Source organism: Streptococcus sp. F2, assembly GCF_056500955.1.
The window spans coordinates 48,094-74,279 of the sequence record NZ_JBWKAI010000008.1; the positions used below are offsets into that span (position 1 = coordinate 48,094).

25 protein-coding genes are annotated in these 26,186 nt (G+C 39.3%); 17 read left to right on the forward strand and 8 right to left on the reverse strand.

The genetic code is table 11. The annotated features are described in order from the left end of the window. Positions 1-86: 86 nt before the first annotated feature. The 6 genes from ACYTR8_RS04155 to ACYTR8_RS04180 form a co-directional block, all read right to left on the reverse strand. Positions 87-569, reverse strand: coding sequence for an S-ribosylhomocysteine lyase (locus ACYTR8_RS04155; RefSeq protein ID WP_111717314.1), 483 nt, complete (start codon positions 567-569; stop codon positions 87-89). Between the two features lie 370 nt (positions 570-939). Further along, positions 940-2,274, reverse strand: a complete 1,335-nt coding sequence (locus ACYTR8_RS04160) for a GntP family permease (RefSeq protein ID WP_111717312.1) — start codon at positions 2,272-2,274, stop codon at positions 940-942. A 169-nt stretch (positions 2,275-2,443) separates the two neighbouring features. Then, positions 2,444-3,223: a 3-hydroxybutyrate dehydrogenase gene (locus ACYTR8_RS04165; RefSeq protein ID WP_115246330.1), complete on the reverse strand. Its 780-nt coding sequence runs from the start codon at positions 3,221-3,223 to the stop codon at positions 2,444-2,446. Positions 3,224-3,255: 32 nt separating this feature from the next. Then, positions 3,256-3,915, reverse strand: a complete 660-nt coding sequence (locus ACYTR8_RS04170) for a 3-oxoacid CoA-transferase subunit B (protein WP_111717308.1) — start codon at positions 3,913-3,915, stop codon at positions 3,256-3,258. Between the two features lie 4 nt (positions 3,916-3,919). Next, positions 3,920-4,567, reverse strand: coding sequence for a CoA transferase subunit A (locus ACYTR8_RS04175; RefSeq protein ID WP_111717945.1), 648 nt, complete (start codon positions 4,565-4,567; stop codon positions 3,920-3,922). Positions 4,568-4,589: 22 nt separating this feature from the next. After that, the gene (locus tag ACYTR8_RS04180; protein ID WP_479641712.1) at positions 4,590-5,777 is read right to left on the reverse strand and encodes an acetyl-CoA C-acetyltransferase; all 1,188 of its coding nucleotides are present in this window, start codon (positions 5,775-5,777) and stop codon (positions 4,590-4,592) included. Positions 5,778-5,977: 200 nt separating this feature from the next. On the opposite strand from ACYTR8_RS04180, the gene ACYTR8_RS04185 reads away from it, so the two are divergent. From ACYTR8_RS04185 to ACYTR8_RS04250, 14 genes are all read left to right on the forward strand, one after another. Further along, positions 5,978-6,874 carry a LysR family transcriptional regulator gene (locus ACYTR8_RS04185; protein ID WP_111717303.1) on the forward strand — a complete coding sequence of 299 codons (897 nt, stop codon included), beginning with the start codon at positions 5,978-5,980 and terminating at the stop codon, positions 6,872-6,874. A 126-nt stretch (positions 6,875-7,000) separates the two neighbouring features. Next, a complete protein-coding gene (locus tag ACYTR8_RS04190; RefSeq protein WP_111717301.1) occupies positions 7,001-8,608 on the forward strand; it encodes a ribonuclease Y in 1,608 nt (535 codons plus the stop codon). 109 nt (positions 8,609-8,717) lie between these two features. After that, positions 8,718-9,350 carry a guanylate kinase gene (gene gmk, locus ACYTR8_RS04195; protein WP_126427057.1) on the forward strand — a complete coding sequence of 211 codons (633 nt, stop codon included), beginning with the start codon at positions 8,718-8,720 and terminating at the stop codon, positions 9,348-9,350. Between the two features lie 15 nt (positions 9,351-9,365). Then, the gene (gene rpoZ / locus ACYTR8_RS04200) at positions 9,366-9,683 is read left to right on the forward strand and encodes a DNA-directed RNA polymerase subunit omega (protein ID WP_003056768.1); all 318 of its coding nucleotides are present in this window, start codon (positions 9,366-9,368) and stop codon (positions 9,681-9,683) included. 63 nt (positions 9,684-9,746) lie between these two features. Continuing rightward, positions 9,747-12,131 (forward strand): primosomal protein N', encoded by a 2,385-nt coding sequence (locus ACYTR8_RS04205; RefSeq protein WP_479641713.1) that lies wholly within the window; start codon positions 9,747-9,749, stop codon positions 12,129-12,131. A 64-nt stretch (positions 12,132-12,195) separates the two neighbouring features. Further along, positions 12,196-13,131, forward strand: coding sequence for a methionyl-tRNA formyltransferase (gene fmt, locus ACYTR8_RS04210; protein WP_479641714.1), 936 nt, complete (start codon positions 12,196-12,198; stop codon positions 13,129-13,131). Further along, entirely contained in the window at positions 13,121-14,443 is a 1,323-nt protein-coding gene (rsmB, locus tag ACYTR8_RS04215) for a 16S rRNA (cytosine(967)-C(5))-methyltransferase RsmB (protein WP_269760857.1), read from the forward strand. The genes fmt and rsmB overlap by 11 nt, the downstream gene beginning before the upstream one ends. Before the next feature lie 37 nt (positions 14,444-14,480). Next, entirely contained in the window at positions 14,481-15,221 is a 741-nt protein-coding gene (locus tag ACYTR8_RS04220) for a Stp1/IreP family PP2C-type Ser/Thr phosphatase (protein ID WP_111717293.1), read from the forward strand. Further along, a complete protein-coding gene (gene pknB, locus ACYTR8_RS04225; RefSeq protein ID WP_479641715.1) occupies positions 15,218-17,113 on the forward strand; it encodes a Stk1 family PASTA domain-containing Ser/Thr kinase in 1,896 nt (631 codons plus the stop codon). The genes ACYTR8_RS04220 and pknB overlap by 4 nt, the downstream gene beginning before the upstream one ends. A gap of 126 nt (positions 17,114-17,239) precedes the next feature. Next, on the forward strand, positions 17,240-17,932 hold the full coding sequence (gene liaF / locus ACYTR8_RS04230) for a cell wall-active antibiotics response protein LiaF (protein ID WP_479641716.1): 693 nt from the start codon (positions 17,240-17,242) through the stop codon (positions 17,930-17,932). Further along, complete coding sequence (locus ACYTR8_RS04235; protein ID WP_003061197.1) at positions 17,929-18,933, forward strand: envelope stress sensor histidine kinase LiaS; 1,005 nt, start codon at positions 17,929-17,931, stop codon at positions 18,931-18,933. Before liaF ends, ACYTR8_RS04235 begins: the two co-directional genes overlap by 4 nt. Further along, a complete protein-coding gene (locus ACYTR8_RS04240; protein WP_014612503.1) occupies positions 18,926-19,567 on the forward strand; it encodes a response regulator transcription factor in 642 nt (213 codons plus the stop codon). The genes ACYTR8_RS04235 and ACYTR8_RS04240 overlap by 8 nt, the downstream gene beginning before the upstream one ends. A gap of 36 nt (positions 19,568-19,603) precedes the next feature. Continuing rightward, complete coding sequence (locus tag ACYTR8_RS04245) at positions 19,604-21,004, forward strand: bifunctional Cof-type HAD-IIB family hydrolase/peptidylprolyl isomerase (RefSeq protein WP_479641717.1); 1,401 nt, start codon at positions 19,604-19,606, stop codon at positions 21,002-21,004. Beyond that, on the forward strand, positions 21,004-21,363 hold the full coding sequence (locus tag ACYTR8_RS04250) for a S1 RNA-binding domain-containing protein (RefSeq protein WP_443597584.1): 360 nt from the start codon (positions 21,004-21,006) through the stop codon (positions 21,361-21,363). Before ACYTR8_RS04245 ends, ACYTR8_RS04250 begins: the two co-directional genes overlap by 1 nt. Before the next feature lie 151 nt (positions 21,364-21,514). Here the strand turns inward: ACYTR8_RS04250 and cysK are convergent, their stop codons facing one another. Further along, positions 21,515-22,450: a cysteine synthase A gene (gene cysK / locus ACYTR8_RS04255; protein ID WP_012767420.1), complete on the reverse strand. Its 936-nt coding sequence runs from the start codon at positions 22,448-22,450 to the stop codon at positions 21,515-21,517. A gap of 103 nt (positions 22,451-22,553) precedes the next feature. Then, entirely contained in the window at positions 22,554-23,192 is a 639-nt protein-coding gene (locus ACYTR8_RS04260) for a YigZ family protein (RefSeq protein ID WP_479641718.1), read from the reverse strand. A gap of 55 nt (positions 23,193-23,247) precedes the next feature. Here ACYTR8_RS04260 and ACYTR8_RS04265 point away from each other — a divergent pair, with 55 nt between their 5' ends. The 3 genes from ACYTR8_RS04265 to hpf all read left to right on the forward strand — a co-directional run bounded on the left by ACYTR8_RS04265 (position 23,248) and on the right by hpf (position 25,838). Next, positions 23,248-24,573, forward strand: a complete 1,326-nt coding sequence (locus ACYTR8_RS04265) for an ATP-dependent helicase ComFA (RefSeq protein ID WP_479641719.1) — start codon at positions 23,248-23,250, stop codon at positions 24,571-24,573. Continuing rightward, positions 24,545-25,210, forward strand: coding sequence for a ComF family protein (locus tag ACYTR8_RS04270; protein WP_479641720.1), 666 nt, complete (start codon positions 24,545-24,547; stop codon positions 25,208-25,210). Before ACYTR8_RS04265 ends, ACYTR8_RS04270 begins: the two co-directional genes overlap by 29 nt. A 79-nt stretch (positions 25,211-25,289) precedes the next feature. Next, positions 25,290-25,838 (forward strand): ribosome hibernation-promoting factor, HPF/YfiA family, encoded by a 549-nt coding sequence (gene hpf, locus ACYTR8_RS04275; protein WP_003061817.1) that lies wholly within the window; start codon positions 25,290-25,292, stop codon positions 25,836-25,838. Positions 25,839-26,186 lie beyond the last annotated feature (348 nt).

Below are 26,186 nucleotides of genomic sequence, written 5' to 3' on the forward strand. Positions count from 1 at the left end.
TAATACGAAAAAGACCAGTCACCTTTTTAAAGGTGGCTGGTCTTTGTGATATTCACTAAGCTATCTTGTTATGCAAGACACGGGTGTTAGATGACGTGACGCTCAAAAGGATCATCTGAGATACCTTGGCTTAAAATCAGTTGAGCCCATTCCTTGGCAGCAAAAAGACTATGGTCTTTGTAGTTCCCACAGGATTCAATGGTTGTTCCTGGAACATCTTCCCAGGTAATTCCAGTTGCAATTTCTTCTAAGCTCGCCTTAATCACGCGGGCAATATCGGTTGAACTATGTTTCCCCCACATAATCAGGTGAAAGCCTGTTCGGCATCCAAAGGGTGAACAGTCAATCATGCCGTCAATGCGCTGACGAATTAGCTTGGCCAGTAAGTGTTCAATAGTATGCAGACCGGCAGTTTCAATGGAATTGTAATTAGGTTGCACTAGGCGAACGTCAAAGTTGGTAATGACATCACCTTTTGGACCGAATTCTTCAGAAATAAGGCGGACATAGGGAGCCTTTACAATAGTGTGGTCTAGTTCAAAACTTTCGACGATAACTTCTTTTGTCATTTCAATCTCCTTTATGGTTACCTTTTCATCATAACATAAAAAGACTAGGGATGAAACTGGTTGAAGTTTGATAAACTAAATAAACTCAAAGAGTATGTATTGTCTGGGTAAGTCATCAGTAGTTCTTAAAAATAAGACGTTATGGAAGCGTCGAAAAAAAGTCCAATGGGGTGCAGTGCCCTTCATTGGACTTTTTTGGTAGTTTTTATACGCCGTTTGCTTAGCTAAGTGGAGGAGATTGGCCACAGGTTAAGCACTAGCGTAGGCTATTCTTTTTCTCACTAGTCAGTCTCAGCCTAGTGAGTGATAAACTATTTTATTAGGCTGGTCCCTCTGGAGTGCTCTTGATAAGAAAGTAGGAAGCCTTTCTTTAATGAAGTATCATATTGGAAAGGATAATCACGACTAAAGCAATGGAAGTGCTTCCGGCAACAGATATAAAAGTCTCTTTAAAACCAGTTTTATGAGTCAAGCCTGTTAAGGCTAAGAAAGTGAGCAGGACGCCACTTTGTGGAACGACTGTAAAGATGTTTGACGCAATCGCAGATACCCGATGAATCATTTCTGGCTCAACCCCTTTATCCAAATAAAATTGAGCAAAGTTTGGCAAAACAATTCCTAACGATCCCGAGGAAGAACCAGTGATAGCCGTAATGGAAGAGGTTAAAACTGTTAAACTAATTAAAGGATTACCTGGAAGGTTTAAAATGAGTTTTGAAAAAACATTAAAACCGACAGAGGTTACCACTACAGAGCCAAAGGCAACGGCAGAACCAGTAGCAAAAATGGGACTGATGGAAGCTACAGCTCCTAAGTTAATTGTTTTTAGAGGTTCTGCAATGAAACGTTTAAACAAGACAACGGCTAGTAAAATAGCCACAAGTAGGGCAATGTAGATAATGTTTTTCTTCACGAATTCGCTGCCCAAAATGCTTCCCGCTAAAGCAATGACAATAAGAGAAGCAAGAGGGGCAATGCTTGGTAAGAATTGAGGGAGTTCTCTTTCTTCAATCACCTCAGAAGTATCTAAAGCATAGGTGGCATAAGTTTCACCCTTTGCAAGGCTTTTATTGAGGCAGTGTTTCATATAAAAGAGACCAAAGATAACACAACTTATAGCTCCTAAGACACTGGGAATAGCAGCGGATGTTAGAGACGTATTGAGGTATTGGATGGGGATGACATTTTGGATAGAGGGTGTTCCAGGTAAGATTGTCATCGTAAAGGTCGCAATTCCAAGCCAAAGTGGAGATTGAATGAGGTGCCAGGAGAGGTCAATTTTTTTGAAAAGACTACGTGCTAATGGTAACACAGCAAACATGACTACAAATAAGCTGATTCCTCCGTAGGTTAAAATAGAGCTGATAGCAAAGATCGCAACCATGATTTTATAGGGACTGTCATGTCCTACTTTTTCTAAAATGTAATTAGCAATTGCAGTTGTTGCGCCACTAGCTTCCATTAATTTTGCCAAGATGGATCCTAATAGGAAAACAGCAAAATAGTTAAGAATATATCCAGACAAGGCTCCCATATATTGGTTAGGAGCTTTGCCTAGGAGGGTAACAACGGGGTTCATTTGATTAAAGATAATCACAATAGTAGTTGCTAAAGGAGCAGCTACTAAAATATTAATTTCTCTTAGTGAGAAGTAGATAATGGCTATAATGGCTAATAGGACGCCTAGAGAACCAATAATTTCCATAATGATTTTTCTCCTTGCTGACATTAACTTAAAGAAAATAGGGCTAGACCTGTACTCGCCTAAAGGTGTGATGTTATCGATCGCACTCACAGAGGTTGGGCTCTTCAGTTGATAAGTCCAAATGTATTGTACAGAATCTAGTCCCATTTAGTCATTTTGTTAATTTACATTACTGGGCAGTGTAACCACCATCTAGAACACATGCTTGACCAGTAACTCCTTTGGCTTTATCGCTAGCAAGGAATGAGACGTAGTCCGCAATTTCTTGAACGTCAATGAGACGTTTTTGTGGTACAAGTGGGTATAACACTTCTTCAAGAACGTTTTCTAGTGGAATGTTTCTTGTTTTTGAAAGGTCCTCAAATTGTCCGCGAACAAGTGGTGTGTCAACGTATCCAGGACAGATAGCATTGACAGTGATTCCAGAATCAGCAGCTTCTAAGGCAGTTACCTTAGTCAGTCCAATTAGACCATGTTTCGCAGAATTATAAGCTGATTTTCCAGCAAAGCCGATGACACCATTAATGGATGCCATATTAATGATACGTCCATGTTTTTGAGCTTTCATTGTTGGGAAGGCACGCTTAATAGCAATAAATGGTGCTGTTAACATGATTTTAATCATAAACTCAAATTTTTCAGTTGGAAAGTCTTCAATCATTGCAACGTGTTGCAGGCCTGCATTGTTAACAAGAATATCAAGACGTCCATATTTTTCAACAACAGTATCAATGGCAGAGTTGATAGCTTCTTCTTTAGTAACATCGCACACAACGCTAAAGGCATCGTAACCTTCATTGGTGTATTCTGCAACTACCTCATCTAGCTTTTCTTTATTAATATCTGAGAAGACAACCGTTTTACCTTCTTTTAAGAATGTTTCCCCGATTTGTTTTCCGATTCCGCTTGCAGCACCAGTGATAAATGCAACTTCTTTAGTATGTGTCATGATAATGTCCTCGTCTTTCTCTCGGTTAGTCTTTAGTTTGTTTTATCAATTAGAGTTACTTCCGTCACGCGTTGAACCTCTTCGAAAGTGTAGTCAGGGTGGATTTCAAGGGCACATAACCCTTCTTCCTGATATTCAAAGACACCCATTTCTGTAATGATGAGGTTAACGACCCCTTTTGCAGTCAGAGGCAAGGAACAGCTATCTAAAATTTTAGCTTTGCCCTTATTGGTATGCTCCATTGCAACAATGACTTTTTTAGCACCCACCAAAAGGTCCATAGCGCCTCCCATTCCAGGAACCATTTTTCCAGGGATGAGGTAGTTAGCGATATTTGCTTCTTTGTCGACTTGTAAGGCCCCTAAAACAGTAGCAGCAACATGTCCTCCTCGGATAATGCCAAATGATGTTGAACTATCAAAGAAGGCACCTCCAGGATTGATTCCGACAGGTTGTCCCCCTGCATTGACGATTGTAGGATCAAAATGATCTTCTGTTAACCCCGTTAACCCAACAAACCCATTTTCTGATTGTAGGGTGATGGTGACATCTTCGGGAATGTAGTTAGCCACTTTGGTCGGCAAGCCAATTCCCAAATTAACAAGGGTGTTATTTTCAAGTTCCTGAGCTACACGCTTTGCAATACGTGTCTGAATTTCTTCTTTTGAAAGAATTGTATCTGTAACGACCATTGTCTTATCCTTTCACTAAATAATTGACAAAAATGCCTGGAGTGTGGACAACGTTTGGGTCTATTTGTCCAGTCTCAACGATTTCTCTTGCTTCAACAATGGTTGTTTTCGCATTTGCTGCCATGACATGGTTAAAGTTGTTTTCAGAACCAGCATATTGCAGATTACCATTTTTATCTGCTTTGTTAGCAAATACAAGAGCCACATCAGCTTTTAAAGGCGTTTCAAGAAGGTATTCTTTGCCATCAATAGTAATAACTTCTTTTCCTTTGGCAACTTCGGTTCCTATTCCAGTAGGTGTTAAGAAACCGCCTAGCCCAAAACCGCCACTGCGGATGCGCTCAGCAAGTGTCCCTTGTGGAACAAGGTCAATAGTTGTTTCACCATCAGTCATTTGGCGTCCCGCTTCACGGTTGAGACCGATATGGGAAGCAATAATAGTTGAAAACTGTTTATTGGCAACCATTTTACCCACGCCTTTGTCAGGAAAACCGGCATCGTTACAGATTAAAGTCAGGTCTTTGACACCTTTTTCCACAAGCGCATCAATTAATTTTTCTGGTGTGCCGTTCGTCATGAAGCCACCAACCATAATGGTATCACCGTCTTTAACGTGAGCTACCGCTTCTTTTATTGTGATTTCTTTACACATTTTTTTACCAACTTTCACGAGACTAAGTATTGTTTTTCACGATAACAGCAGTTCCTTGACCTCCACCAATGCAAAGTGTTGCTAGTCCTCTGGTCACTTGGCGTTTTTTCATTTCGTGGATTAATGTGACTAGAATGCGAGCGCCACTGGCACCAATAGGATGACCTAAAGCGATGGCTCCCCCATTCACATTCACGATTTCTGGGTTTAATTTTAAATCTTTTAAAACCGCCAAGGACTGTGCTGCAAATGCTTCATTGGACTCCACTAAGTCCAAATCAGAAATTGTTAATCCAGCTTTCTTAAGGGCTTTTTGAGTGGCAGGAATTGGTCCAGTTCCCATCAGTTCAGGTGCAACACCTGCACTAGCATAGCTTTCAATAGTGACTAAAGGTGTTAACCCTAATTCAAGAGCTTTTTCTTCAGTCATTAACATCAATAAGGCTGCACCATCATTTATTCCTGAGGCATTTCCAGCAGTAACGGTTCCTTCTTTAGGGAGAAAAGCAGGACGTAATTGCTGTAATTTTTCAAGGCTTGTGTCAACTTTTGGGTATTCATCCGTCGTAACAATTAAAGGATCTTTGCGTCGTTGAGGCACAGAGACAGGGACAATTTCGTCAGTAAAACGATGATTTTCTAATGCCTTAGCAGCTTTTTCTTGGCTTTCTAAAGCAAATTGATCTTGCTCTTCTCTTGAGATGCCATATTTCTGAGCAACGTTTTCAGCAGTGATACCCATATGATAATTGTTGAAAGCATCTGTCAATCCATCATGAACAAGAGTATCAATCAATTGACTATTACCAAGTCGCTGTCCAAAACGGTGCTGAGTTGATACATAGGCTGCCTGTGACATGTTTTCCACACCACCAGCAATAACGATATCAGCGTCACCAAGCATGATGCTTTGCGCAGCTAATTGGATTGCTTTAAGTCCAGAACCGCAAACCATATCTAATGTAAAAGCTGTTTTATCTTCAGGAATTCCTGAGTGGACTGCAACTTGTCTTGCCACATTTTGTCCTAGGCCTGCATGAAGGACGTTTCCTAGGATGACTTCATCAACCATTTCAGGCTTTACTTGCGTTTTATCAAGGATTTTTTTCAGTACGGTTGTTCCAAGTTCAACAGCAGAGACACTTTTAAAGGAGCCTCCAAAAGCTCCGATAGGAGTTCGTAAAGCTTCAACGATAACTATGTTTTTCATAAAATAAACATCCTTTCAATTTTAGAAAGCGCTTTCTATACTTCTAAGATAACAAGAAAACGCTAAAAATAAAAATATAGAATTTTTATAAGCATATAAATTTTTTTGATAGAGTTGGCAATAGCATTTAACATCTACTTGTGTCATAATATAGGTAATTATATCGGAAAAAGCAATTGATAAGACAAGGAGAATCCTATTTGGATATTAAACAAATTCGTTATTTTATTGCCATTGTTGAAAATCATTTTAACCTCAGCCAAGCAGCAGAATTACTATATGTTTCTCAACCAACGCTGAGTATGATGATTAACGATTTTGAAAAAAGAGAAAATGTTAAACTATTTAAACGCAAAAGGGGACGTATTATTGGTCTTACTTATTTGGGTGAGAACTACTATAATGATGCTCAGCGTATTTTAAACATGTATGATGATATGTTTTTAAAATTACACGATCATAGTAAAGGTTTAAAGGGAACTATTAATATCGGAATTCCCCCTCTTATTTTATCAGTTGTTTTTTCAGAAGTAATGCCAAAACTGATTTTAGAAAATCCTGGCATTCAATTTAACCTCAAAGAAATAGGGGCCTACCAACTAAAAAATGAATTGTTGGTGGGAAATGTTGATATTGCAGTCTTACTGTCTCCAACTGGTATTCCTGATAACATGGTAGAAACCTATGAAATTCAACGATCAGAATTAGCGGTGTGTTTATCACCCCGACATCATCTGGCGTCTAAAACAGTCATCACTTGGGAAGATTTAACCAATGAACAACTGGCTTTGTTCGATCCGAGTTTTATGGTCCACCATTTAGTGATGGAGGCCTGTGAGCGTCATCAAGTTAGGCCTAATATTGTTTTGACTTCCTCTTCCTGGGACTTTATGCTCAACTCTACGAAAATAAACCATCACATCTTAACGATATGTCCTAAACCTATTACAGAATTATACCAGTTAAACGATATTAAATGTATTCCTATGGAACAGCCAATTTCTTGGAGAGTGGTTTTAACCCGTCTACATAAAAAAAATTATTCCGAGGTCGAATCATTTATTATGGATGATTTGTTACAGTCATTTTCAAAATAACAGAGTTAAAAATGCAACTAGTGCTTGGTTTGTGAGAAAGAATACCAATTGTGTAAACGCTCAATTTATGATAAACTAAGAGGTGGCTTTCTATTAATGAAATCTAGAATATATTGAGGTACAAACATGTTTAATATTATTTTATTAATTGTTTCTGCCCTCATTGGTTTAATATTAGGTTATGCACTTATTTCGATTAGACTCAAGTCTGCGAAGGAAGCTGCAGAGTTGACTCTTTTAAACGCTGAACAAGATGCTGTTGATATCCGTGGAAAAGCAGAAGTAGATGCTGAACACATCAAAAAAACAGCTCAACGTGAAAGTAAAGCAAATCGCAAAGAATTACTTTTGGAAGCAAAAGAAGAGGCAAGAAAATATCGTGAAGAGATTGAACAGGAATTCAAATCTGAAAGACAAGAGCTTAAGCAACTAGAGACACGCTTAGCGGAGCGCTCCTTAACTCTTGACCGTAAAGATGAAAACCTATCAAGTAAAGAAAAAGTACTGGATAGTAAAGAACAAAGTCTGACCGATAAATCTAAACATATTGATGAGCGGCAACTTCAAGTGGAAAAACTTGAAGAGGAGAAAAAAGCAGAACTGGAAAAAGTTGCTGCGATGACAATTGCAGAAGCGCGTGAAGTGATTTTGATGGAGACAGAAAATAAACTGACTCATGAGATTGCCACTCGTATTCGAGATGCCGAACGTGACATCAAAGATAGAACAGACAAAACAGCCAAAGATTTATTGTCACAAGCCATGCAACGTCTTGCTGGTGAATATGTGACGGAACAAACCATCACTAGTGTTCACCTCCCAGATGATAACATGAAGGGACGTATTATTGGACGTGAAGGTCGTAATATTCGTACCTTAGAAAGTCTAACTGGTATTGACGTTATTATTGATGATACGCCAGAGGTGGTTGTCTTGTCAGGATTCGACCCTATTCGTCGCGAGATTGCTCGTATGACCTTGGAATCTCTGATTGCAGATGGTCGCATTCATCCAGCTCGTATCGAAGAATTGGTTGAGAAAAATCGTCTTGAAATGGATAATCGTATTCGTGAGTACGGTGAAGCTGCAGCCTATGAGATTGGGGCACCAAACCTTCATCCTGATTTGATCAAAATCATGGGACGTCTTCAATTCCGTACCTCGTTTGGTCAAAATGTCCTACGTCACTCTGTTGAGGTTGGTAAACTAGCTGGTATTTTGGCTGGTGAGTTAGGGGAAAATGTTGCCCTTGCCCGTCGTGCAGGTTTCTTGCATGATATGGGTAAAGCTATTGACCGTGAGGTTGAAGGTAGTCACGTGGAAATTGGAATGGAATTTGCACGTAAATACAAAGAACATCCAGTTGTTGTCAACACTATTGCTAGCCACCACGGAGATGTGGAGCCAGATTCGGTTATCGCTGTGCTAGTAGCTGCAGCAGACGCCCTCAGTTCGGCTCGTCCAGGCGCTCGTAATGAGTCAATGGAGAATTACATCAAGCGTCTTCGTGACTTAGAAGAGATTGCAACAAGCTTTGATGGGGTTCAAAATAGTTTTGCCCTTCAAGCAGGACGTGAAATCCGTATCATGGTGCAACCTGAAAAAGTCTCAGATGATCAAGTTGTTATTTTGTCACACAAAGTGAGAGAAAAGATTGAAAGCAACTTAGATTACCCAGGAAACATTAAAGTGACTGTTATTCGTGAAATGCGAGCAGTTGATTATGCCAAGTAGAAAAAGAGGAATTATCCTCTTTTTCTTTATGACTAGCCTTTGAAAATGTTCTTGAAAAAGACTAGCCTTTTTGATAAACTATTAGAAAGCAATTAATAAGGAGAATATAATGTCTGAACGCGGTTTGTTAATCGTCTTCTCTGGCCCATCAGGTGTGGGAAAAGGGACGGTGAGACAAGAAATTTTTTCAACGCCAGATCATAAATTTGAATATTCAGTTTCAATGACGACTCGTCCGCAAAGACCAGGTGAAGTTGATGGGGTTGATTATTTCTTCCGCACACGAGAAGAATTTGAAGAATTGATAAAAAATGGTCAAATGCTAGAGTATGCTGAATATGTTGGCAATTACTATGGCACCCCTTTAACTTATGTTAATGAGACTCTTGATAAGGGAATTGATGTCTTTTTAGAAATTGAAGTCCAAGGGGCTCTTCAAGTGAAGTCCAAAGTGCCAGATGGTGTGTTTATCTTCCTAACCCCACCAGATTTAGATGAACTAGAAGATCGTTTAGTAGGACGTGGCACAGATAGCCAAGAAGTTATTGCGCAACGTATTGAAAGAGCTAAAGAAGAAATTGCCCTTATGCGTGAATATGATTACGCAGTGGTAAACGATGAAGTTCCTTTGGCGGCAGAGCGTGTGAAACGCATTATTGAGACGGAGCATTTCCGTGTTGAACGCGTTATTGGCCGTTATGACAAGATGATTAAAACGACAAAGACTTTCGATGATCGATAGAAAAGAGCAAATGTTATGATGTTAAAACCTTCCATTGACACTTTATTAGATAAAGTTCCATCCAAATACTCACTTGTGATTTTGCAAGCAAAACGCGCCCACGAATTAGAAGCAGGAGCAACTCCGACTCAAGGCTTTAAATCAGTCAAATCAACTCTTCAAGCCCTTGAAGAAATTGAGTCAGGAAATGTTGTTATCCATCCAGATCCTTCAGCAAAACGGGCAGCTGTTCGTGCAAAGATTGAAGCAGAACGCTTGGCAAAAGAAGAAGAAGAGCGTAAAATTAAAGAGCAAATTGCTAAAGAAAAAGAAGAAGAAGGAGAAAAAATCTAAGGTTGATAAAATCTTAGATTTTTTCATATTTCCCTAGGCAAATGGGACAGAAAGGAGAAGCAAATGGAAAAAGTAGCTCATGTGATTGTGGATATTCCTTTGATGCAAACGGACAAGCCTTTTTCATATGGTATTCCAAAAGAGTTAGTCTCCCTCGTTCAGCTGGGGTCTCGTGTGCATGTTCCTTTTGGAAAGGGGAATCGTTTGTTGCAAGGGTTTGTTATTGGCTTTGGTCAGGAAGATTCAAGCTCTCTTAAAATGATTCAGACTGTTTTAGATCCTGAACCGGTTCTAAACCAAGAACAATTGACCCTTGCTGATCAGCTTCGAAAAACAGTTTTTTCTTATAAAATCACGCTCTTAAAAGCAATGATTCCTAATCTTCTCAACTCTAATTATGATAAAGAACTAAGGCCAGAGCCAGGTCTAGAAGAGGCTGATAGAGACTTTCTTTTTGAAGGAAAACCATCAGTCTTATATTCTACCTTAGACCGCGAGAAGGAAAAAATAGCTCTTAAGGCTATACAAGTTGGGCATATTACTGTTAGTTATTTAGCTAAAGACAAGAAAAATCTAAAAACCGAAAAATATTATCACGTCGACTTAGACGCCTTAGCGGCACATCCCATCTCTAATCGTGCCAAAAAGCGTCAATTATTAAAAGACTATCTGCTAACCTATACTAAGGAAGCTAAACTTGCAATGCTTTATCAGGACTTTTCTCGAGATGTGGTGGCTTACTTTGTGGCAAATAATTTAATTTGTATTGATGAGCGTCAAATTGATCGCAGTGAGCCATATTTTGACCAAGTCAAACCGTCTTCTTTTTTAACCTTAAATGCACAGCAAGCGTCAGCTGTTACTGATATTGTTGAACAAATTGGAAAACCGAGTAAACCTTTCTTGATTGAAGGGATTACAGGTTCGGGTAAGACAGAAGTTTATCTTCATATCATCGAAGCGGTTTTAAAACAGGACAAGACAGCCATTGTTTTGGTGCCGGAGATTTCGTTGACTCCTCAAATGACCTCTCGTTTTATTTCTCGTTTCGGAAAGCAAGTGGCTATTATGCATTCAGGCTTATCAGATGGTGAAAAGTTTGACGAGTGGCGTAAGATAAAAACAGGTCAGGCTAAGGTTGTTGTTGGCGCCCGCTCTGCTATTTTCTCCCCGTTAGAACGTATTGGTGCAATTATTATCGATGAGGAGCATGAATCAACTTATAAACAAGAAAGTAATCCACGATACCATGCCAGAGAGGTTGCCTTGCTCAGAGCCAAACATCATCAAGCAGTTGTGGTTATGGGTTCTGCTACGCCAAGTATTGAAAGCCGAGCCAGGGCTAGTAAGGGTGTCTATCATTTTATTCAATTAACGAAAAGAGCCAACCCTCTCGCTAAGATTCCAGAAGTCACAATTGTTGATTTTCGAGATTACCTTGGCCAGCAGACCGTTAGTAACTTTACCCCTTACTTAATTGATAAGATTAAAGATCGCCTGGCTAAAAAAGAGCAGGTTGTCTTGATGTTAAATCGCCGTGGTTACTCTAGTTTTATCATGTGTCGGGATTGTGGCTATGTGGATAAGTGCCCTAATTGTGACATTTCCTTAACCCTTCACATGGATACCAAGAGCATGAATTGCCATTACTGTGGGTTTCAAAAAACTATCCCACGTGCTTGTCCTGAGTGCCGTAGTAATAGTATCCGCTATTATGGAACAGGGACGCAAAAAGCTTTCGACGAACTACAAGATGTTATTCCAGAAGCTAGGATATTACGGATGGATGTGGACACTACACGAAAAAAGGGAAGTCATGAGGCTATTTTAGATCGTTTTGGGAAGCATCAGGCAGATATTTTATTAGGCACTCAGATGATTGCCAAAGGGTTGGATTTTCCAAATGTAACGCTGGTTGGGGTACTAAATGCAGATACCTCCTTAAATTTGCCAGATTTTCGAGCGTCAGAAAAAACGTTTCAATTGTTAACACAGGTTGCTGGTCGGGCAGGCCGTGCCCATAAGCCAGGGGAAGTCTTGATTCAAACTTATAATCCCGATCACTATGCTATTCAATTAGCTAAGAAACAAGATTTTGAAGCCTTTTACCGTTATGAAATGGCGATTCGCCGTCAGATGGCTTACCCCCCTTATTATTTTACTGTGGGGATTACACTTTCCCATCATACAGAAGAAGATGTGGTCAAAAAAGCTTACCAAGTGATGGGGCTCCTTAAAGAAGGGTTATCAGAAAATATTAGGATATTAGGGCCAACTCCGAAACCCATTGCCCGGACGCATAACCTATACCACTATCAGATTATCTTGAAATACCGCTTTGAAGACCGTTTGGAAGACACGCTCAATCGCCTTCTCGACTGGAGTCAAGAAGCTGGCAATCGGGATTTAAAAGTAATTATTGACCATGAACCACAACAGTTTATGTAAGCTAGCTACGACTGGCTCATTGGATGAACGTGTTATAATGACAAAAAGACAAAAGAGGATATTAATGACAAAATTATTATTTATGGGGACTCCCCAATTTTCAGCCACTGTATTGAAAGGTCTACTGGAAAACCCTAACTATGAGATTTTAGCGGTTGTGACACAGCCAGACCGTGCTGTTGGCAGAAAAAAAGAAATCAAAATGACTCCTGTCAAAGAATTGGCACATGCCTATGATTTGCCTGTTTATCAACCTAATAAATTATCAGGTTCGCAAGAATTAGCAGAACTCATGAGCCTCGGGGCTGACGGCATTGTCACAGCAGCTTTTGGACAATTTTTACCGACTAAGCTATTGGATGCTGTTTCGTTTGCTGTCAACGTCCATGCTTCCTTGTTACCGAAGTACCGTGGTGGGGCACCTATTCACTATGCCATCATGAATGGGGAAAAAGAAGCTGGAGTTACCATCATGGAAATGGTTAAAGAGATGGATGCTGGTGATATGGTGGCTAAAGCAAGTACGCCAATTCTTGAAACCGATAATGTGGGGACTCTATTTGAAAAATTAGCTCTTGTCGGCCGTGACCTCTTGTTGGATAGTTTGCCAGGTTACCTTTCTGGCGAGATAAAACCTATTCCTCAAGACCACATCCAAGCGACATTTTCACCCAACATCTCACCAGAGCAAGAACAACTCGATTGGACGAAAACTGCTCGGGAGGTCTTTAACCACATCCGGGGGATGAGCCCTTGGCCAGTAGCGCATACCTTTTTAGACGGACAACGTTTTAAAATTTATGAAGCTCAATTAGCTGAAGGGGAAGGACAACCAGGAGAAATTATTGCCAAAACAAAACATATGTTAGTGGTAGCTGCTGGTCAAGGAGCCCTGTCATTGCTAGTTGTGCAACCTGCGGGGAAACCTAAAATGGCTATTGCAGATTTCTTAAATGGCCTTGGTAGAAAACTTGAAGTGGGTGATTTCATTGGCAGATAATTGGAAAATAAGTATTCGAGGAAAAGCACTTCTAACCTTAGAACATATTTTTGATCAGGGAGCTTACACAAACATAGCGCTTAATCAGCAGCTAAGCAATAAAGCTTTATCTGCTAAGGACAGGGCTCTATTAACTGAGATTGTATATGGTACCGTTTCACGTAAAATTAGCTTGGAATGGTATTTAGCCCATTATGTCAAAGACCGAGATAAATTGGACAAATGGGTTTATTATCTCCTTATGCTCAGTCTTTATCAACTGATTTATTTAGATAAGTTACCAGCGCACGCCATTGTTAACGATGCGGTTGGTATTGCCAAAAATCGTGGCAATAAAAAAGGTGCAGAGAAGTTTGTCAATGCTATTTTACGTCAATTCACCAGCCATCCTCTCCCAGATATGGGAACAATTAAGCGTCGAAATAAGTATTATTCGGTCAAGTATTCACTGCCTGTTTGGTTGGTTAAAAAGTTAGAAGATCAATTTGGTTCTGACAGATCAGTGGCCATCATGGAAAGTTTATTTGTGCGTAGTAAGGCTAGTATTCGCGTGACAGACCCTTTGAAGTTAGAGAAAATTGCTGAAGATTTAGATGCCGAGCGTTCCCTTTTATCAGCAACTGGTTTAACCAAAGCGTCAGGTCATTTTGCAGCCAGTGATTATTTCGCAAATGGGGATATCACCATTCAAGATGAAAGCAGTCAGCTCGTGGCCCCTACTTTAAGCATTGAGGGTGATGACATAATTCTTGATGCATGTAGCGCTCCAGGTGGAAAGACCTCTCATATAGCCTCTTACTTAGAAACAGGTAAGGTCATTGCCTTAGATCTCTATGATCATAAACTAGAGTTGGTGAAGGAAAATGCTAATCGCTTAGGGGTTGCTGATAACATTGAGACAAGAAAACTAGATGCCAGAGAGGTTCATCGTCATTTTGAAAAGGATACCTTTGATAAGATTTTGGTGGATGCTCCTTGCTCAGGAATTGGTTTGATTCGTCGAAAACCCGATATCAAATATAATAAAGAAAGTCAAGATTTCAATGCTCTGCAAGCTATCCAGCTAGAGATATTGTCTAGTGTTTGTCAAACCTTGCGTAAAGGTGGTATAATAACATACAGTACTTGCACTATTTTTGATGAGGAGAATCGTCAAGTCATCGAAGCATTTTTACAAAGTCATCCTAATTTTGAACAAGTAAAACTGAACCATACACAAGCAGATATTGTCAAGGATGGTTATCTTATTATCACACCAGAACAATACCAGACTGATGGCTTCTTTATTGGACAAGTCAGACGAGTCTTGTAGTATTTTAGGAGGAAACTGACTGAGTCAGAAAAAACGTATGAAGATTTCATTAAAAACAGACATTGGGCAAAAACGCTCAAACAATCAAGATTTTATCAATAAGTTTGATAATAAAAAAGGCATCACCCTATTAGTGTTAGCAGACGGTATGGGCGGTCATAGAGCTGGTAATATCGCTAGCGAGATGACAGTTACAGATCTTGGTAGGGAATGGATCAAAACAGATTTTACAGAATTAAGTGAGATTAGAGATTGGTTGTTAACCACTATTGAGTCAGAAAATCAGCGCATTTACGACTTAGGACAATCCGAAGATTTTAAAGGGATGGGAACAACCGTTGAAGCAGTTGCTTTGGTTGAATCTAACGCTATTTATGCTCATATTGGCGACTCACGAATTGGTCTTGTTCACGACGGGCATTATACCCTATTGACCAGTGATCATTCTTTGGTGAATGAATTGGTTAAGGCGGGTCAAATCACAGAAGAAGAAGCCGCTAGCCACCCACAAAAAAATATCATCACTCAATCTATCGGTCAAGCTGCTCCAGTAGAACCTGACCTAGGCATCAAGGTTCTAGAAAAAGGTGATTACCTTGTGATTAATAGCGATGGTTTGACCAATATGATTTCCAATGATGAGATTGTCGATATCTTAGGTCGCGAACTCAGCCTTGATGAGAAAAATCAAGAAATGATTAACTTGGCTAACCTAAGAGGGGGTCTAGATAATATCACTATCGCTTTGGTTCACAACGAAAGTGAGGACGTGGAATGATTCAGATTGGCAAGTTATTTGCTGGTCGTTATCGCATTCTAAAATCTATTGGCCGCGGTGGTATGGCGGATGTTTATTTAGCAAATGATCTAATCTTGGATAATGAAGACGTTGCAATCAAGGTCTTACGTACCAATTATCAGACAGATCAGGTAGCGGTTGCCCGTTTCCAACGGGAAGCGCGTGCCATGGCTGAGTTAAACCATCCTAATATTGTTGCCATCCGGGATATAGGTGAAGAAGACGGACAGCAATTTTTAGTAATGGAATACGTAGATGGCGCTGACTTAAAGAAGTATATTCAAGATCATGCTCCTCTATCCAATAATGAAGTGGTCAGAATCATGGAAGAGGTGCTTTCTGCCATGACATTAGCTCACCAGAAAGGGATTGTTCATAGAGATTTAAAACCTCAAAACATTCTTTTAACTAAAAATGGTGTGGTTAAGGTAACTGACTTTGGGATTGCCGTTGCTTTTGCGGAAACGAGTTTGACTCAAACCAACTCTATGTTGGGAAGCGTCCATTACCTATCGCCTGAGCAGGCTCGCGGCTCAAAAGCGACCATTCAAAGTGATATTTATGCGATGGGAATTATGCTCTTTGAAATGTTGACAGGACATATCCCTTATGATGGCGATAGTGCTGTTACCATTGCTTTGCAACATTTCCAAAAGCCTCTTCCGTCTATTATTGACGAAAACCACAATGTACCGCAAGCTTTAGAGAATGTGGTTATCCGAGCAACAGCTAAGAAATTAAGCGATCGTTACGGATCAACCTTTGAAATGAGTCGTGATCTGATGACGGCTCTCAGTTACAATCGGAGTCGTGAACGGAAAGTTATTTTTGATGATGTGGAAAGCACAAAACCTCTCCCTAAAGTAACACCGGCACCAGTAACGACGCCAAAAGTAGCTCCAACTCCTGTTACGTCCACAACTGAAAGTCGTTTAGAACACACTAATCAGATGGATACACTCCAGAAACCACAAAAAAAGAAGCGAAATGGTCGTTTCTTGGGTACTTTGTTAAAAATCCTCTTTTCTCTCTTTATTGTAGGTGTGGCTCTCTTCACTTACTTGGTGCTAACAAAACCTACCTCAGTAAAAGTTCCTAATGTGACAGGTGTCAGTCTTAAAGTTGCAAAGCAGGAACTGCAAGATTTAGGCTTGAAAGTTGGTAAGGTGAGACAGATTGAAAGTGATACTGTTGCGGAAGGGAATGTTGTCCGAACAGATCCACCAACGGGAACAGCCAAGCGCAAGGGTTCAGCTATCACAGTTTACTTGTCAATTGGCAATAAAGGGTTTGAGATGGAAAACTACAAAGGGATTGATTATCAAGAAGCCATGGCTAGCTTGATGGAAACCTACGGTGTTCCTAAATCGAAGATTAAGATTGAACGAATCGTGACCAATGAATACACGGAAAATACTGTTATTAGCCAATCTCCGAGTTCAGGGGATAAATTTAATCCTAATGGGAAATCTAAAATTACTCTTAGTGTTGCCGTGAGTGACACAGTCATTATGCCTATGGTAACAGAATATACCTATGCTGATGCAGTAAATACTTTGACAGCATTAGGTATTGAAGCTTCGAGGATTAAAGCTTATGCTCCAAGCTCAAGTTCAGCAACAGGTTTTGTTCAGGTTAATTCTCCAAGTTCAAAAGCTATTGTCAGTGGTCAAACCCCTTATTACGGTACCACTTTGAGCCTCTCTGAAAAAGGTGAGATAAGCCTTTACCTTTACCCAGAAGAAACGCATTCTTCAAGTAGTTCAACCAGTTCTGAGGCAAGTTCTAGCATTTCCTCAACAAATGATGGAACGGGAACAAGTAGTAATACTGAATTAAGCCCATCGGAATCAACTGGTCAAACCCCTTAAAAACCAAAGAATAGTTAGTTTCATGCTACAATAGCATTAAGCTGGCTATTCTTTTTTGTGAGTTACCGTGTAAAGGTGCATTTTCAGTTCTTTTTTGATAAAATACAAGGAAACGAGAGGGCTCTAATGAAAAAATTTCAATTCTTTTTACTTGTTGAATGCTTGCTCTTAGCAATGGGAATTATGACCATTTTGGACAACGATTTATCAAGTTTTATTCTAATTTTAGTATTGATTCTATTGGCTTTACGTTTCTACAATCAAGATAGCCGCAATAATTTTCTTTTAACAGTGAGTTTATTGCTCCTTTTCTTGATTTTTATGCTCAATCCTTATATTATCTTGGCTGTTTTACTGGGGATTATTTACGTTTTTATTAATCATTTTTCTCAGGTTAAAAAGAAAAATCGCTTTGCCTTGATTCGTTTTAAGGAAGAAAAGATTGATGTGGACAACACCAAGCATCAGTGGATTGGTGCAGCTAACTATGAAAGTGATTATTATTCCTTTGATGATATTAACATTATTCGCATCTCAGGCAACGACATTATTGACTTAACTAATGTTATTGTAACAGGTATGGATAATATTATCGTGATTCGTAAAATTTTTGGAAATACCAAAATTTTAGTTCCAATTGATGTAGATGTTACCTTGGATGTTAGCTCAATATATGGCAGTGTTGATTTTTTTGAGTGTCAGCAATATGATCTTCGTAATGAATCTATCAAACTAAGAGAAGCAGAGAATCAGCAACTAAAGAAGGTAAAAATTGTAGTTACCACGATTGCAGGAAACGTTGAGGTGGATAGACAATGAAAAAACGTTACTATGCACTTGTTTGGCTCTATTCTACCATCACTATCCTATCCATTGTTTTTGTGGTTATGGACAACTTAGGCATCACGTTCGCTTACCTTCGCAGTCACTTGTGGCAGGTTGAACGGCTAGGGTTTTCTATTTTGTTATTAATTGTTTCAGTGACCCTCTTGTTGCTTTTGTTATGGATTATTTTAGACGATAATAGCAAACGCACGATTAATCAAAATTTGAAACGCATTCTCAATAATCAGCGCATTCATTTAGAGGAAACTTCTGAAATTAACACCAATTTAAGCAGACTTTCTGAGAAGATGTCTCATATGACAACTAACATGCAGAAAAAAGAAAGTGCTTATATTATTGATAGCCAAGAAATTGTTCAACAGGAACGTAAGCGGATTGCTAGGGATTTACACGATACGGTTAGTCAAGAATTATTTGCCTCTTCGCTGATTCTATCCGGTGTTTCCATGAGTTTAGAGCAACTGGATAAGGAACAACTACAAACTCAGCTGGTGACTGTCGAAGCCATGTTGCAAAATGCTCAAAATGATTTACGGATTTTACTCTTGCATCTAAGACCCACAGAATTAGCCAATCGCACCCTATCTGAGGGCCTCCATATGATTCTCAAAGAATTAACCGATAAAAGCAACATTGAAGTCATCTACAAAGAAAATATCGGCGAACTACCGAGGGCGATGGAAGATAATCTTTTTCGAATTGCGCAAGAATTTATCAGCAATACCTTAAAACACGCCAAGGCAAGCCGTATAGAAGTTTACCTTAATCAGACACCAAGTGAGTTGCAACTGAAGATGCTTGACAATGGAATTGGATTTGATATGGATGAGGTAAGAGATTTAAGTTATGGCTTAAAAAATATTGAGGATCGAGTAGATGATTTAGCAGGAACGATGCATTTAATTAGCCAAAAAGGTAAAGGAGTATCTATGGATATTCGATTACCAATAGTGAGGGGAGATGACGATGAGTAACATAAGAGTGATACTAGTGGATGATCATGAAATGGTCCGTATGGGACTTAAAAGTTTTTTGAATTTACAACCAGATATCGACGTTATTGGCGAAGCCTCTAATGGACGTGAGGGAGTTGAGTTGGCCTTAGCCTTAAAACCAGATGTGCTGGTTATGGATTTGGTAATGCCAGAATTAGGTGGGGTTGAGGCGACTTTGGAAATCCTCGATAAGTGGAAAGATGCCAAAGTATTGGTCTTGACTTCTTATTTGGACAATGAGAAAATTTACCCTGTCATTGATGCTGGTGCTAAAGGTTACATGTTAAAGACTTCTAGTGCAGCCGAAATTCTAAATGCTATTCGGAAAGTTTCAAAAGGTGAATTGGCCATTGAAACAGAGGTAGACAAAAAAATTAAAGCGCATGACCAACACCCTGATTTGCATGAAGAGCTAACCGCGCGCGAGTATGATATTCTACATCTTTTAGCTAAAGGGTATGATAATCAAACTATAGCGGATGAACTTTTCATCTCCTTGAAAACCGTTAAAACGCATGTGTCTAATATTCTTGCTAAGCTAGAAGTTGATGACCGAACTCAAGCTGTTGTATACGCTTTCCGACACCATTTAGTCCCCCAAGATGATAATTAGTGCTATAATATATGGGATAGCAAATTGGAGGAATGTATGGACGCAAAATTAAAATACAAAGCTAAAAAAATCAAGATGGTGTTCTTTGATATCGATGACACCTTGAGGGTTAAAGATACGGGCTATATGCCTGAGTCGATTCAAAGAGTATTTAAGGCTTTGAAAGCTAAAGGGATCTTGGTTGGTATTGCTTCAGGTCGCGCTCGTTATGGTGTTCCACAAGAAGTTCAAGATTTACATGCTGACTATTGCGTCAAATTAAATGGTGCTTATGTCAAAGATGATGCTAAAACTATTATTTTCCAAGCCCCTATTCCAGCGGATATCGTTGTGGCCTATAAAAAATGGGCAGATGAGATGGGGATTTACTATGGAATGGCAGGGCGTCATGAAGCAGTGTTATCCACCCGAAATGACATGATTAGCAATGCTATTGATAACGTTTATGCTCAACTAGAAGTTTGTCCAGATTACAACGAACAGCATGATGTTTACCAAATGTGGACCTTCGAGGACAAGGGAGATGGCTTGCAGTTGCCTGCTGAGTTAGGTGAACATCTTCGTTTGGTCAGGTGGCATGATAACTCATCAGATGTGGTCTTGAAAGGTACTTCAAAAGCGCTAGGTGTTTCAAAGGTAGTTGACCATTTAGGATTAAAACCTGAAAACATTTTGGTTTTTGGAGATGAACTCAATGACCTAGAGTTATTTGACTATGCTGGTATCAGTATTGCAATGGGAGTATCACATCCATTACTGCAAGAAAAAGCAGATTTTATCACAAAAAAAGTTGAAGAAGATGGCATTTTATATGCCTTGGAGGAATTAGGATTGATTGACAAAGAATTACAGTTTCCACAATTGGATTTGGCAAACCATAAAGGACCAAAAGCAACCATTAAAACAAACCATGGCGAAATGACCCTGGTCTTGTTCCCAGATCATGCTCCTAAAACAGTAGCCAATTTCTTAGGTTTGGCTAAAGAAGGGTACTATGATGGGATTATCTTCCACCGTATTATTCCTGAATTTATGATTCAAGGGGGCGATCCAACAGGAACAGGAATGGGTGGACAATCCATCTATGGTGAAAGTTTTGAAGATGAATTTTCGGATGAACTCTATAATCTCCGTGGGGCCTTGTCGATGGCTAATGCGGGACCAAATACTAATGGCAGTCAGTTCTTTATTGTTCAAAATAGTAAGATTCCTTATGCCAAAAAAGAACTAGAACGTGGTGGTTGGCCGGCTTCAATTGCAGCTGCTTACGCTGAAAATGGTGGAACTCCTCACCTTGATCGTCGTCATACGGTCTTTGGTCAGCTTGTGGACGAAACTTCATTCCAAGTTTTGGATTTGATTGCTGGCGTTGAAACTGGCGCACAGGATAAACCTAAAGAAGACGTTATCATTGAAACAATCGAGGTATTTGACTAATGAAAATTGGCGACAAACTGCATGGCACCATCACTGGGATTAAACCATACGGAGCCTTTGTTGCCCTTGAAAATGGGAGAACAGGTCTCATTCATATTTCAGAAATAAAGACAGGTTTCATTGATAATATCAATCAGTTATTGGCAATCGGGGATAAGGTACTGGTTCAGGTTGTTGATGTGGATGAATTTACCCACAAGGCAAGTCTATCTCTCAGAACCCTTGAAGAAGATAAACACCATGTTGCTCATCGTCATCGCTTTTCCAATAGTCGGCACAAGATTGGCTTTAAGCCACTTGAAGAGCAATTACCGCAGTGGATTAAAGAAAGCTTGCAGTTTCTAAAAAAAGAGCACTAAAAAGAGTCTGGAATGTAATCGTTCCAGACTCTTTTTTCGCTATTCTTACAATCAGAAGTTTACGGTTAGGGTTCTCTTCCCGAGAAAATAAGATCCTTATTTGTATAGTTGCTATCTCTGGGAAAATGGCAGAGCAATTACGTAAGTATTGTTACGGCATTGATGGTTCATTATAAAGTTCAGTTGATAAATAGCGTTCCCCATTATCAGGTAAAATGGTCAAGACCTGTTTGCCTTTTCCTAATTGTTTAGCGACTTCAATAGCAGCATAAAGAGCAGCACCAGAAGAAATACCCACTAAAAATCCTTCCTTAGCACCTGTTAATCGAGCAGTTGCTAGAGCATCTTCAGACTTAACGCGAATAATCTGATCATAGGCTTCGGTATCTAAGGTATCGGGGATAAACCCTGCTGAAATGCCTTGGATTTTATGTGGGCCAGGTTCTTGACCAGATAGGACAGCAGACTCCTCAGCTTCAACAGCATAGATAGCAGTAGTAGGGCTCGCCATTTTTAGAGTATGTGAAACGCCAGAAACAGTTCCACCAGTACCAACACCAGCAACAAAGGCATCTATTTTGGTTTCACCAAAAGCTTCTAAGATCTCTTGACCTGTTGTTTTCTCATGAATAGCTGGGTTGGCAGGATTATTGAATTGCATAGGCATCCAAGCACCTAATTCTGTCGCTAAAGTTTCAGCTTTAGCAATAGCACCTTTCATCCCCTCTGTTCCAGGTGTTAGCATAAGTTCTGCCCCATAAGCTTGGATAATCTGACGTCTTTCCACACTCATGGTCTCAGGCATGACAATAATAACATGATATCCTTTAGCAGCTCCCACCCAAGCAAGACCAATCCCTGTGTTTCCGCTTGTTGGCTCAATAATGGTATCTCCTGGTTGAATCCTTCCTTCAGCTTCAGCCGCCTCAATCATCGCTAAAGCAATGCGATCTTTAACTGAAGAACCTGGGTTAAAGGATTCTAGTTTGACATAAACATCGGCTGCGTCTTCAGGTACCAAGTGGTTAAGCTTCACAATAGGTGTTTGTCCAACTAATTCAGTTATATTATGGTAAATGGCTGTCATAGAATTTCCTCATTTCTCTATCATCATAGTCTAGTTTAAGTATAAGAGGATACTAGTTCAAAGTAAAATACAGATTTACTATCACTCTGATAATAAAGTTCTATCACTCTTTCATGATAGGAACTTCAATAATCTTTGGGTCAATTGTTGTGAACTGAACCTTACCGTGGTAATAATCTGTCAAGATAGCCAGGATTTCTTCTTCGCGTTCCGGATCAAAATAGATAGCGGTTGTGATGGTGTCTGAAAACAAGGTCTCAGTCTCCATTAAAGCTACTTGTTCGAGAAAGTGAGCATAGGTTTGGTATTGGGGATAAGTCAAGGTTACCTCAAGCCCGGCTTGTTTCTTGACGTCAACAATTCCAAGTTCTTTAATAGCAGCAGCAGTAACGCCGGAATAAGCTCGAATCAGTCCCCCTGTTCCTAGTTTGATACCACCAAAATAACGAGTGACAACAACAACTAAATTGGTTAGACCTTGCTTTTCTAAAACGGAAAGCATTGGGATACCGGCCGTGCCAGTAGGTTCGCCATCATCACTAGAACGTTTGATTTGACTCTTATTACCAATAATCATAGCAGAGCAAGAATGGTTAGCCTTGTAATGTTCTTTCTTGATTGCTGTAATAAAGGCTTTGCCTTCTTCTTCCGTAGTGATACGTTTTATCTGACAAATAAAGCGAGATTTTTTGATCTCTTCTTCAAAAAGACCGTTGTCTTTGATTGTTTTGTAGTTTTCCATAAGAAAATTTTACAAGAAAAGGTCAAAATTAGCAAAGAAAGTCGAATAATAAAGTATGGAAAGTATCGAAAACAGTTACGGTCGTTTATTTTTAAAACATCAATTGCCAAAAGAAGTAAATCATCTGGCAAAGACCTTGGAAAGTATAGTAACCATAAAAGGTAAAATCACTTGTCAACGTTGTCATTATCAGATAACCGCAGAAGCGAGATTACCAAGTGGCACTTACTACTGCCGCTTCTGTCTCGTTTTTGGCCGAAATCAAGCTGATAGGCCTCTTTATTATATACCTCCACATCCTTTTCCTATAGCCAATTATCTTCGATGGAAGGGGTTATTAACGTCCTACCAAGAAAGTATTTCAAACCAAATAGTCAAGAATGTTAATGCTAAAAAACCTACTTTAGTGCATGCTGTTACCGGAGCCGGCAAGACAGAGATGATTTATGGTGCCATAGCAGCAGTTGTTAATGCTGGAGGTTGGGTTTGTTTAGCCAGCCCAAGGGTCGATGTTTGTATAGAACTTGCTAATCGCTTAAAAGCTGCTTTTTCTTGCCGGGTTACTCTTTTACATGCTGACTCAGAAGCTTATCAAAGAAGTCCTATTATAGTAGCTACTACCCATCAATTACTGACCTTTTATAAGGCTTTTGATCTTTTAATCATTGATGAAGTTGATGCTTTTCCTTTTGTCAATAATCATCAACTACAATATGCAGCGCAGCAAGCCGCTAAAGAAGGCGCTAGTAGTATCGTATTGACCGCGACATCGACCAAAGAACTGGAAGAGCAGGTCAAAAGTGGGGAACTAGAGAAGTTGACATTAGCTAGACGATTCCACGATAATCCTTTGATTCTTCCGAAATTTATCAGGAGTTTTGGCCTATTAAAAAAAATTCACTGTCAAAAACTTCCTCGAGCTCTTGTTAAATCTATCAGTCAACAAAGGAAAACAGGATGTCCACTGCTAATTTTTCTTCCTATTATTGCCATGGCAGAATTAGTTACTGAATTATTAAAGTTAGCTTTTCCAGAGGAACAAATTGCCTGTGTCTATAGCCGAACAGCTGACAGAGTTAAAGACATTGATGCCTTTCGTCAAGGAAAGAAAGGTATTTTGGTGACCACCACAATATTGGAAAGGGGTGTTACTTTCCCAGGCGTGGATGTCTTTGTGCTCATGGCACAGCATCGAGGATACAGTTCTCAAAGCTTGGTTCAAATCGCAGGTCGTGTGGGGAGATCTATCGAAAGGCCAACAGGGAAGGTGTACTTCTTTCACGATGGGATTAGCCAAGCAATGCGCAATGCAAGAAAAGAAATTAAAGAAATGAATCAGAAAGGTTATTCGAATGATATGCCTCCTATGTCAACAATTTAGTCCATTACACTTGCGAATAACGGATATTCTCTTTTTGAAACCTCAAACAACAACTCTCTGTCAGGAGTGTCAACAAGGGTTTCAAAAGGTAAGCTTCACGAGTTGCCAAACCTGTAACGCTCCTTCCCAAAGCTCTCCATGTTCTGATTGTTTAGAATGGAAAGTCAAAGGATACGAGGTTAATCACACAAGTTTATATCAGTATAACGCTGCTATGAAAGCTTATTTTAGCCAATATAAGTTTCAAGGAGACTACTTGCTAAGACATGTCTTTGCTCAAGAATTAGCCCAAGTTATTAAAAAAGACTATCCAGATTTTACTCCTGTTCCAGTTCCTATCAGTAAGGAGCGTTATGAAGAACGTCATTTCAATCAAGTGACTGCTATACTTGAAGCAGGGAATATTAACTATTGCATGCTTTTTAAAAGAATGGATACTAGCCGTCAGTCTTCTAAAACTAAAAATGAAAGATTATTATCCAAAGATGCCTATCGTCTCTCCACCCTCTCTGAATTACCAGCAAAAATCCTCATTATTGATGATATTTACACTACCGGTAGCACCATTATCGCTTTGAAAAAACTATTAATGCATGTTGGAAATAGTGACATCAAAAGTTTGTCAATTGCACGTTAAAACTTGCAAATTTTCATGAAAGCGGTATAATAGTATTAAAGATAAAGAAAGCGCTTCAAGCGCGAGAAAGAGGTATCCTATGATTAAGTTCAGTATTCGTGGAGAAAACATCGAAGTGACAGAAGCTATTCGCGATTATGTAGAATCAAAGCTTACTAAAATCGAAAAGTATTTTGTTGAAGAGCAAGAAATAGATGCGCGTGTTAATTTGAAAGTTTATCGTGAGAAATCTTCAAAAGTTGAGGTTACTATCCCACTTGGTTCAGTAACACTTCGTGCAGAAGATGTATCACAAGATATGTATGGTTCAATCGATTTAGTCGTTGATAAGATTGAACGTCAAATCAGAAAAAATAAAACTAAAATTGCAAAAAAACATCGTGAAAAAGTTCCAACTGGTCAAGTCTTCACAACAGAATTTGAAGCAGAGCAAGTAGATGAAACACCAGAAGTAAAAGTGGTTCGCACTAAAAATCTCACATTAAAACCAATGGATGTTGAAGAAGCACGTTTACAAATGGAATTATTAGGGCATGATTTCTTTATCTATACTGATGCCGAAGATGGTGAAACTAACATTCTTTACCGTCGTGAAGATGGTGATTTAGGATTAATTGAAGCCAAATAAAGTTTAACAAATAGGAGTAAGTCAGCTTACTTCTATTTTTTTGAAAAAAGAGAGAAAATATAGTTGACAAATAAGGATGACCTATCGTATACTATTCAAGTTGCCAAAAGAAATGGTAATAAATGACCTATCACTTGAAAGTATTTTTGAAAAAATTTGAAAAAGTTGTTGACAAAGTTAGTAAAAGTTGATAGAATAAAATAGTTGTCTCGAAAGAGGACAAGACCTTTGAGAACTGAATAAGACGAACCAAATGTGAGGGTGATATGGAGACATATTACCCGTCAAAAACGAGAAATAAATCTGTCAGCGACAGAAAGAACGAGTAAGTTCAAACAGATCTTAATG

Coding starts and splice junctions, on each gene's coding strand:
- ACYTR8_RS04245 (WP_479641717.1), top strand. CDS start 19,604: ATGGACGCAAAATTAAAATACAAAGCTAAAAAAATCAAGATGGTGTTC.
- cysK (WP_012767420.1), bottom strand. CDS start 22,450: ATGACAGCCATTTACCATAATATAACTGAATTAGTTGGACAAACACCT.
- ACYTR8_RS04155 (WP_111717314.1), bottom strand. CDS start 569: ATGACAAAAGAAGTTATCGTCGAAAGTTTTGAACTAGACCACACTATT.
- ACYTR8_RS04250 (WP_443597584.1), top strand. CDS start 21,004: ATGAAAATTGGCGACAAACTGCATGGCACCATCACTGGGATTAAACCA.
- ACYTR8_RS04180 (WP_479641712.1), bottom strand. CDS start 5,777: ATGAAAAACATAGTTATCGTTGAAGCTTTACGAACTCCTATCGGAGCT.
- ACYTR8_RS04160 (WP_111717312.1), bottom strand. CDS start 2,274: ATGGAAATTATTGGTTCTCTAGGCGTCCTATTAGCCATTATAGCCATT.
- hpf (WP_003061817.1), top strand. CDS start 25,290: ATGATTAAGTTCAGTATTCGTGGAGAAAACATCGAAGTGACAGAAGCT.
- gmk (WP_126427057.1), top strand. CDS start 8,718: ATGTCTGAACGCGGTTTGTTAATCGTCTTCTCTGGCCCATCAGGTGTG.
- ACYTR8_RS04170 (WP_111717308.1), bottom strand. CDS start 3,915: ATGGTCGTTACAGATACAATTCTTTCAAAAGAAGAAATTCAGACACGT.
- ACYTR8_RS04240 (WP_014612503.1), top strand. CDS start 18,926: ATGAGTAACATAAGAGTGATACTAGTGGATGATCATGAAATGGTCCGT.
- ACYTR8_RS04270 (WP_479641720.1), top strand. CDS start 24,545: ATGATATGCCTCCTATGTCAACAATTTAGTCCATTACACTTGCGAATA.
- ACYTR8_RS04220 (WP_111717293.1), top strand. CDS start 14,481: ATGAAGATTTCATTAAAAACAGACATTGGGCAAAAACGCTCAAACAAT.
- ACYTR8_RS04165 (WP_115246330.1), bottom strand. CDS start 3,223: ATGACACATACTAAAGAAGTTGCATTTATCACTGGTGCTGCAAGCGGA.
- liaF (WP_479641716.1), top strand. CDS start 17,240: ATGAAAAAATTTCAATTCTTTTTACTTGTTGAATGCTTGCTCTTAGCA.
- ACYTR8_RS04175 (WP_111717945.1), bottom strand. CDS start 4,567: ATGTGTAAAGAAATCACAATAAAAGAAGCGGTAGCTCACGTTAAAGAC.
- ACYTR8_RS04190 (WP_111717301.1), top strand. CDS start 7,001: ATGTTTAATATTATTTTATTAATTGTTTCTGCCCTCATTGGTTTAATA.
- rpoZ (WP_003056768.1), top strand. CDS start 9,366: ATGATGTTAAAACCTTCCATTGACACTTTATTAGATAAAGTTCCATCC.
- pknB (WP_479641715.1), top strand. CDS start 15,218: ATGATTCAGATTGGCAAGTTATTTGCTGGTCGTTATCGCATTCTAAAA.
- ACYTR8_RS04205 (WP_479641713.1), top strand. CDS start 9,747: ATGGAAAAAGTAGCTCATGTGATTGTGGATATTCCTTTGATGCAAACG.
- ACYTR8_RS04265 (WP_479641719.1), top strand. CDS start 23,248: ATGGAAAGTATCGAAAACAGTTACGGTCGTTTATTTTTAAAACATCAA.
- fmt (WP_479641714.1), top strand. CDS start 12,196: ATGACAAAATTATTATTTATGGGGACTCCCCAATTTTCAGCCACTGTA.
- ACYTR8_RS04235 (WP_003061197.1), top strand. CDS start 17,929: ATGAAAAAACGTTACTATGCACTTGTTTGGCTCTATTCTACCATCACT.
- ACYTR8_RS04260 (WP_479641718.1), bottom strand. CDS start 23,192: ATGGAAAACTACAAAACAATCAAAGACAACGGTCTTTTTGAAGAAGAG.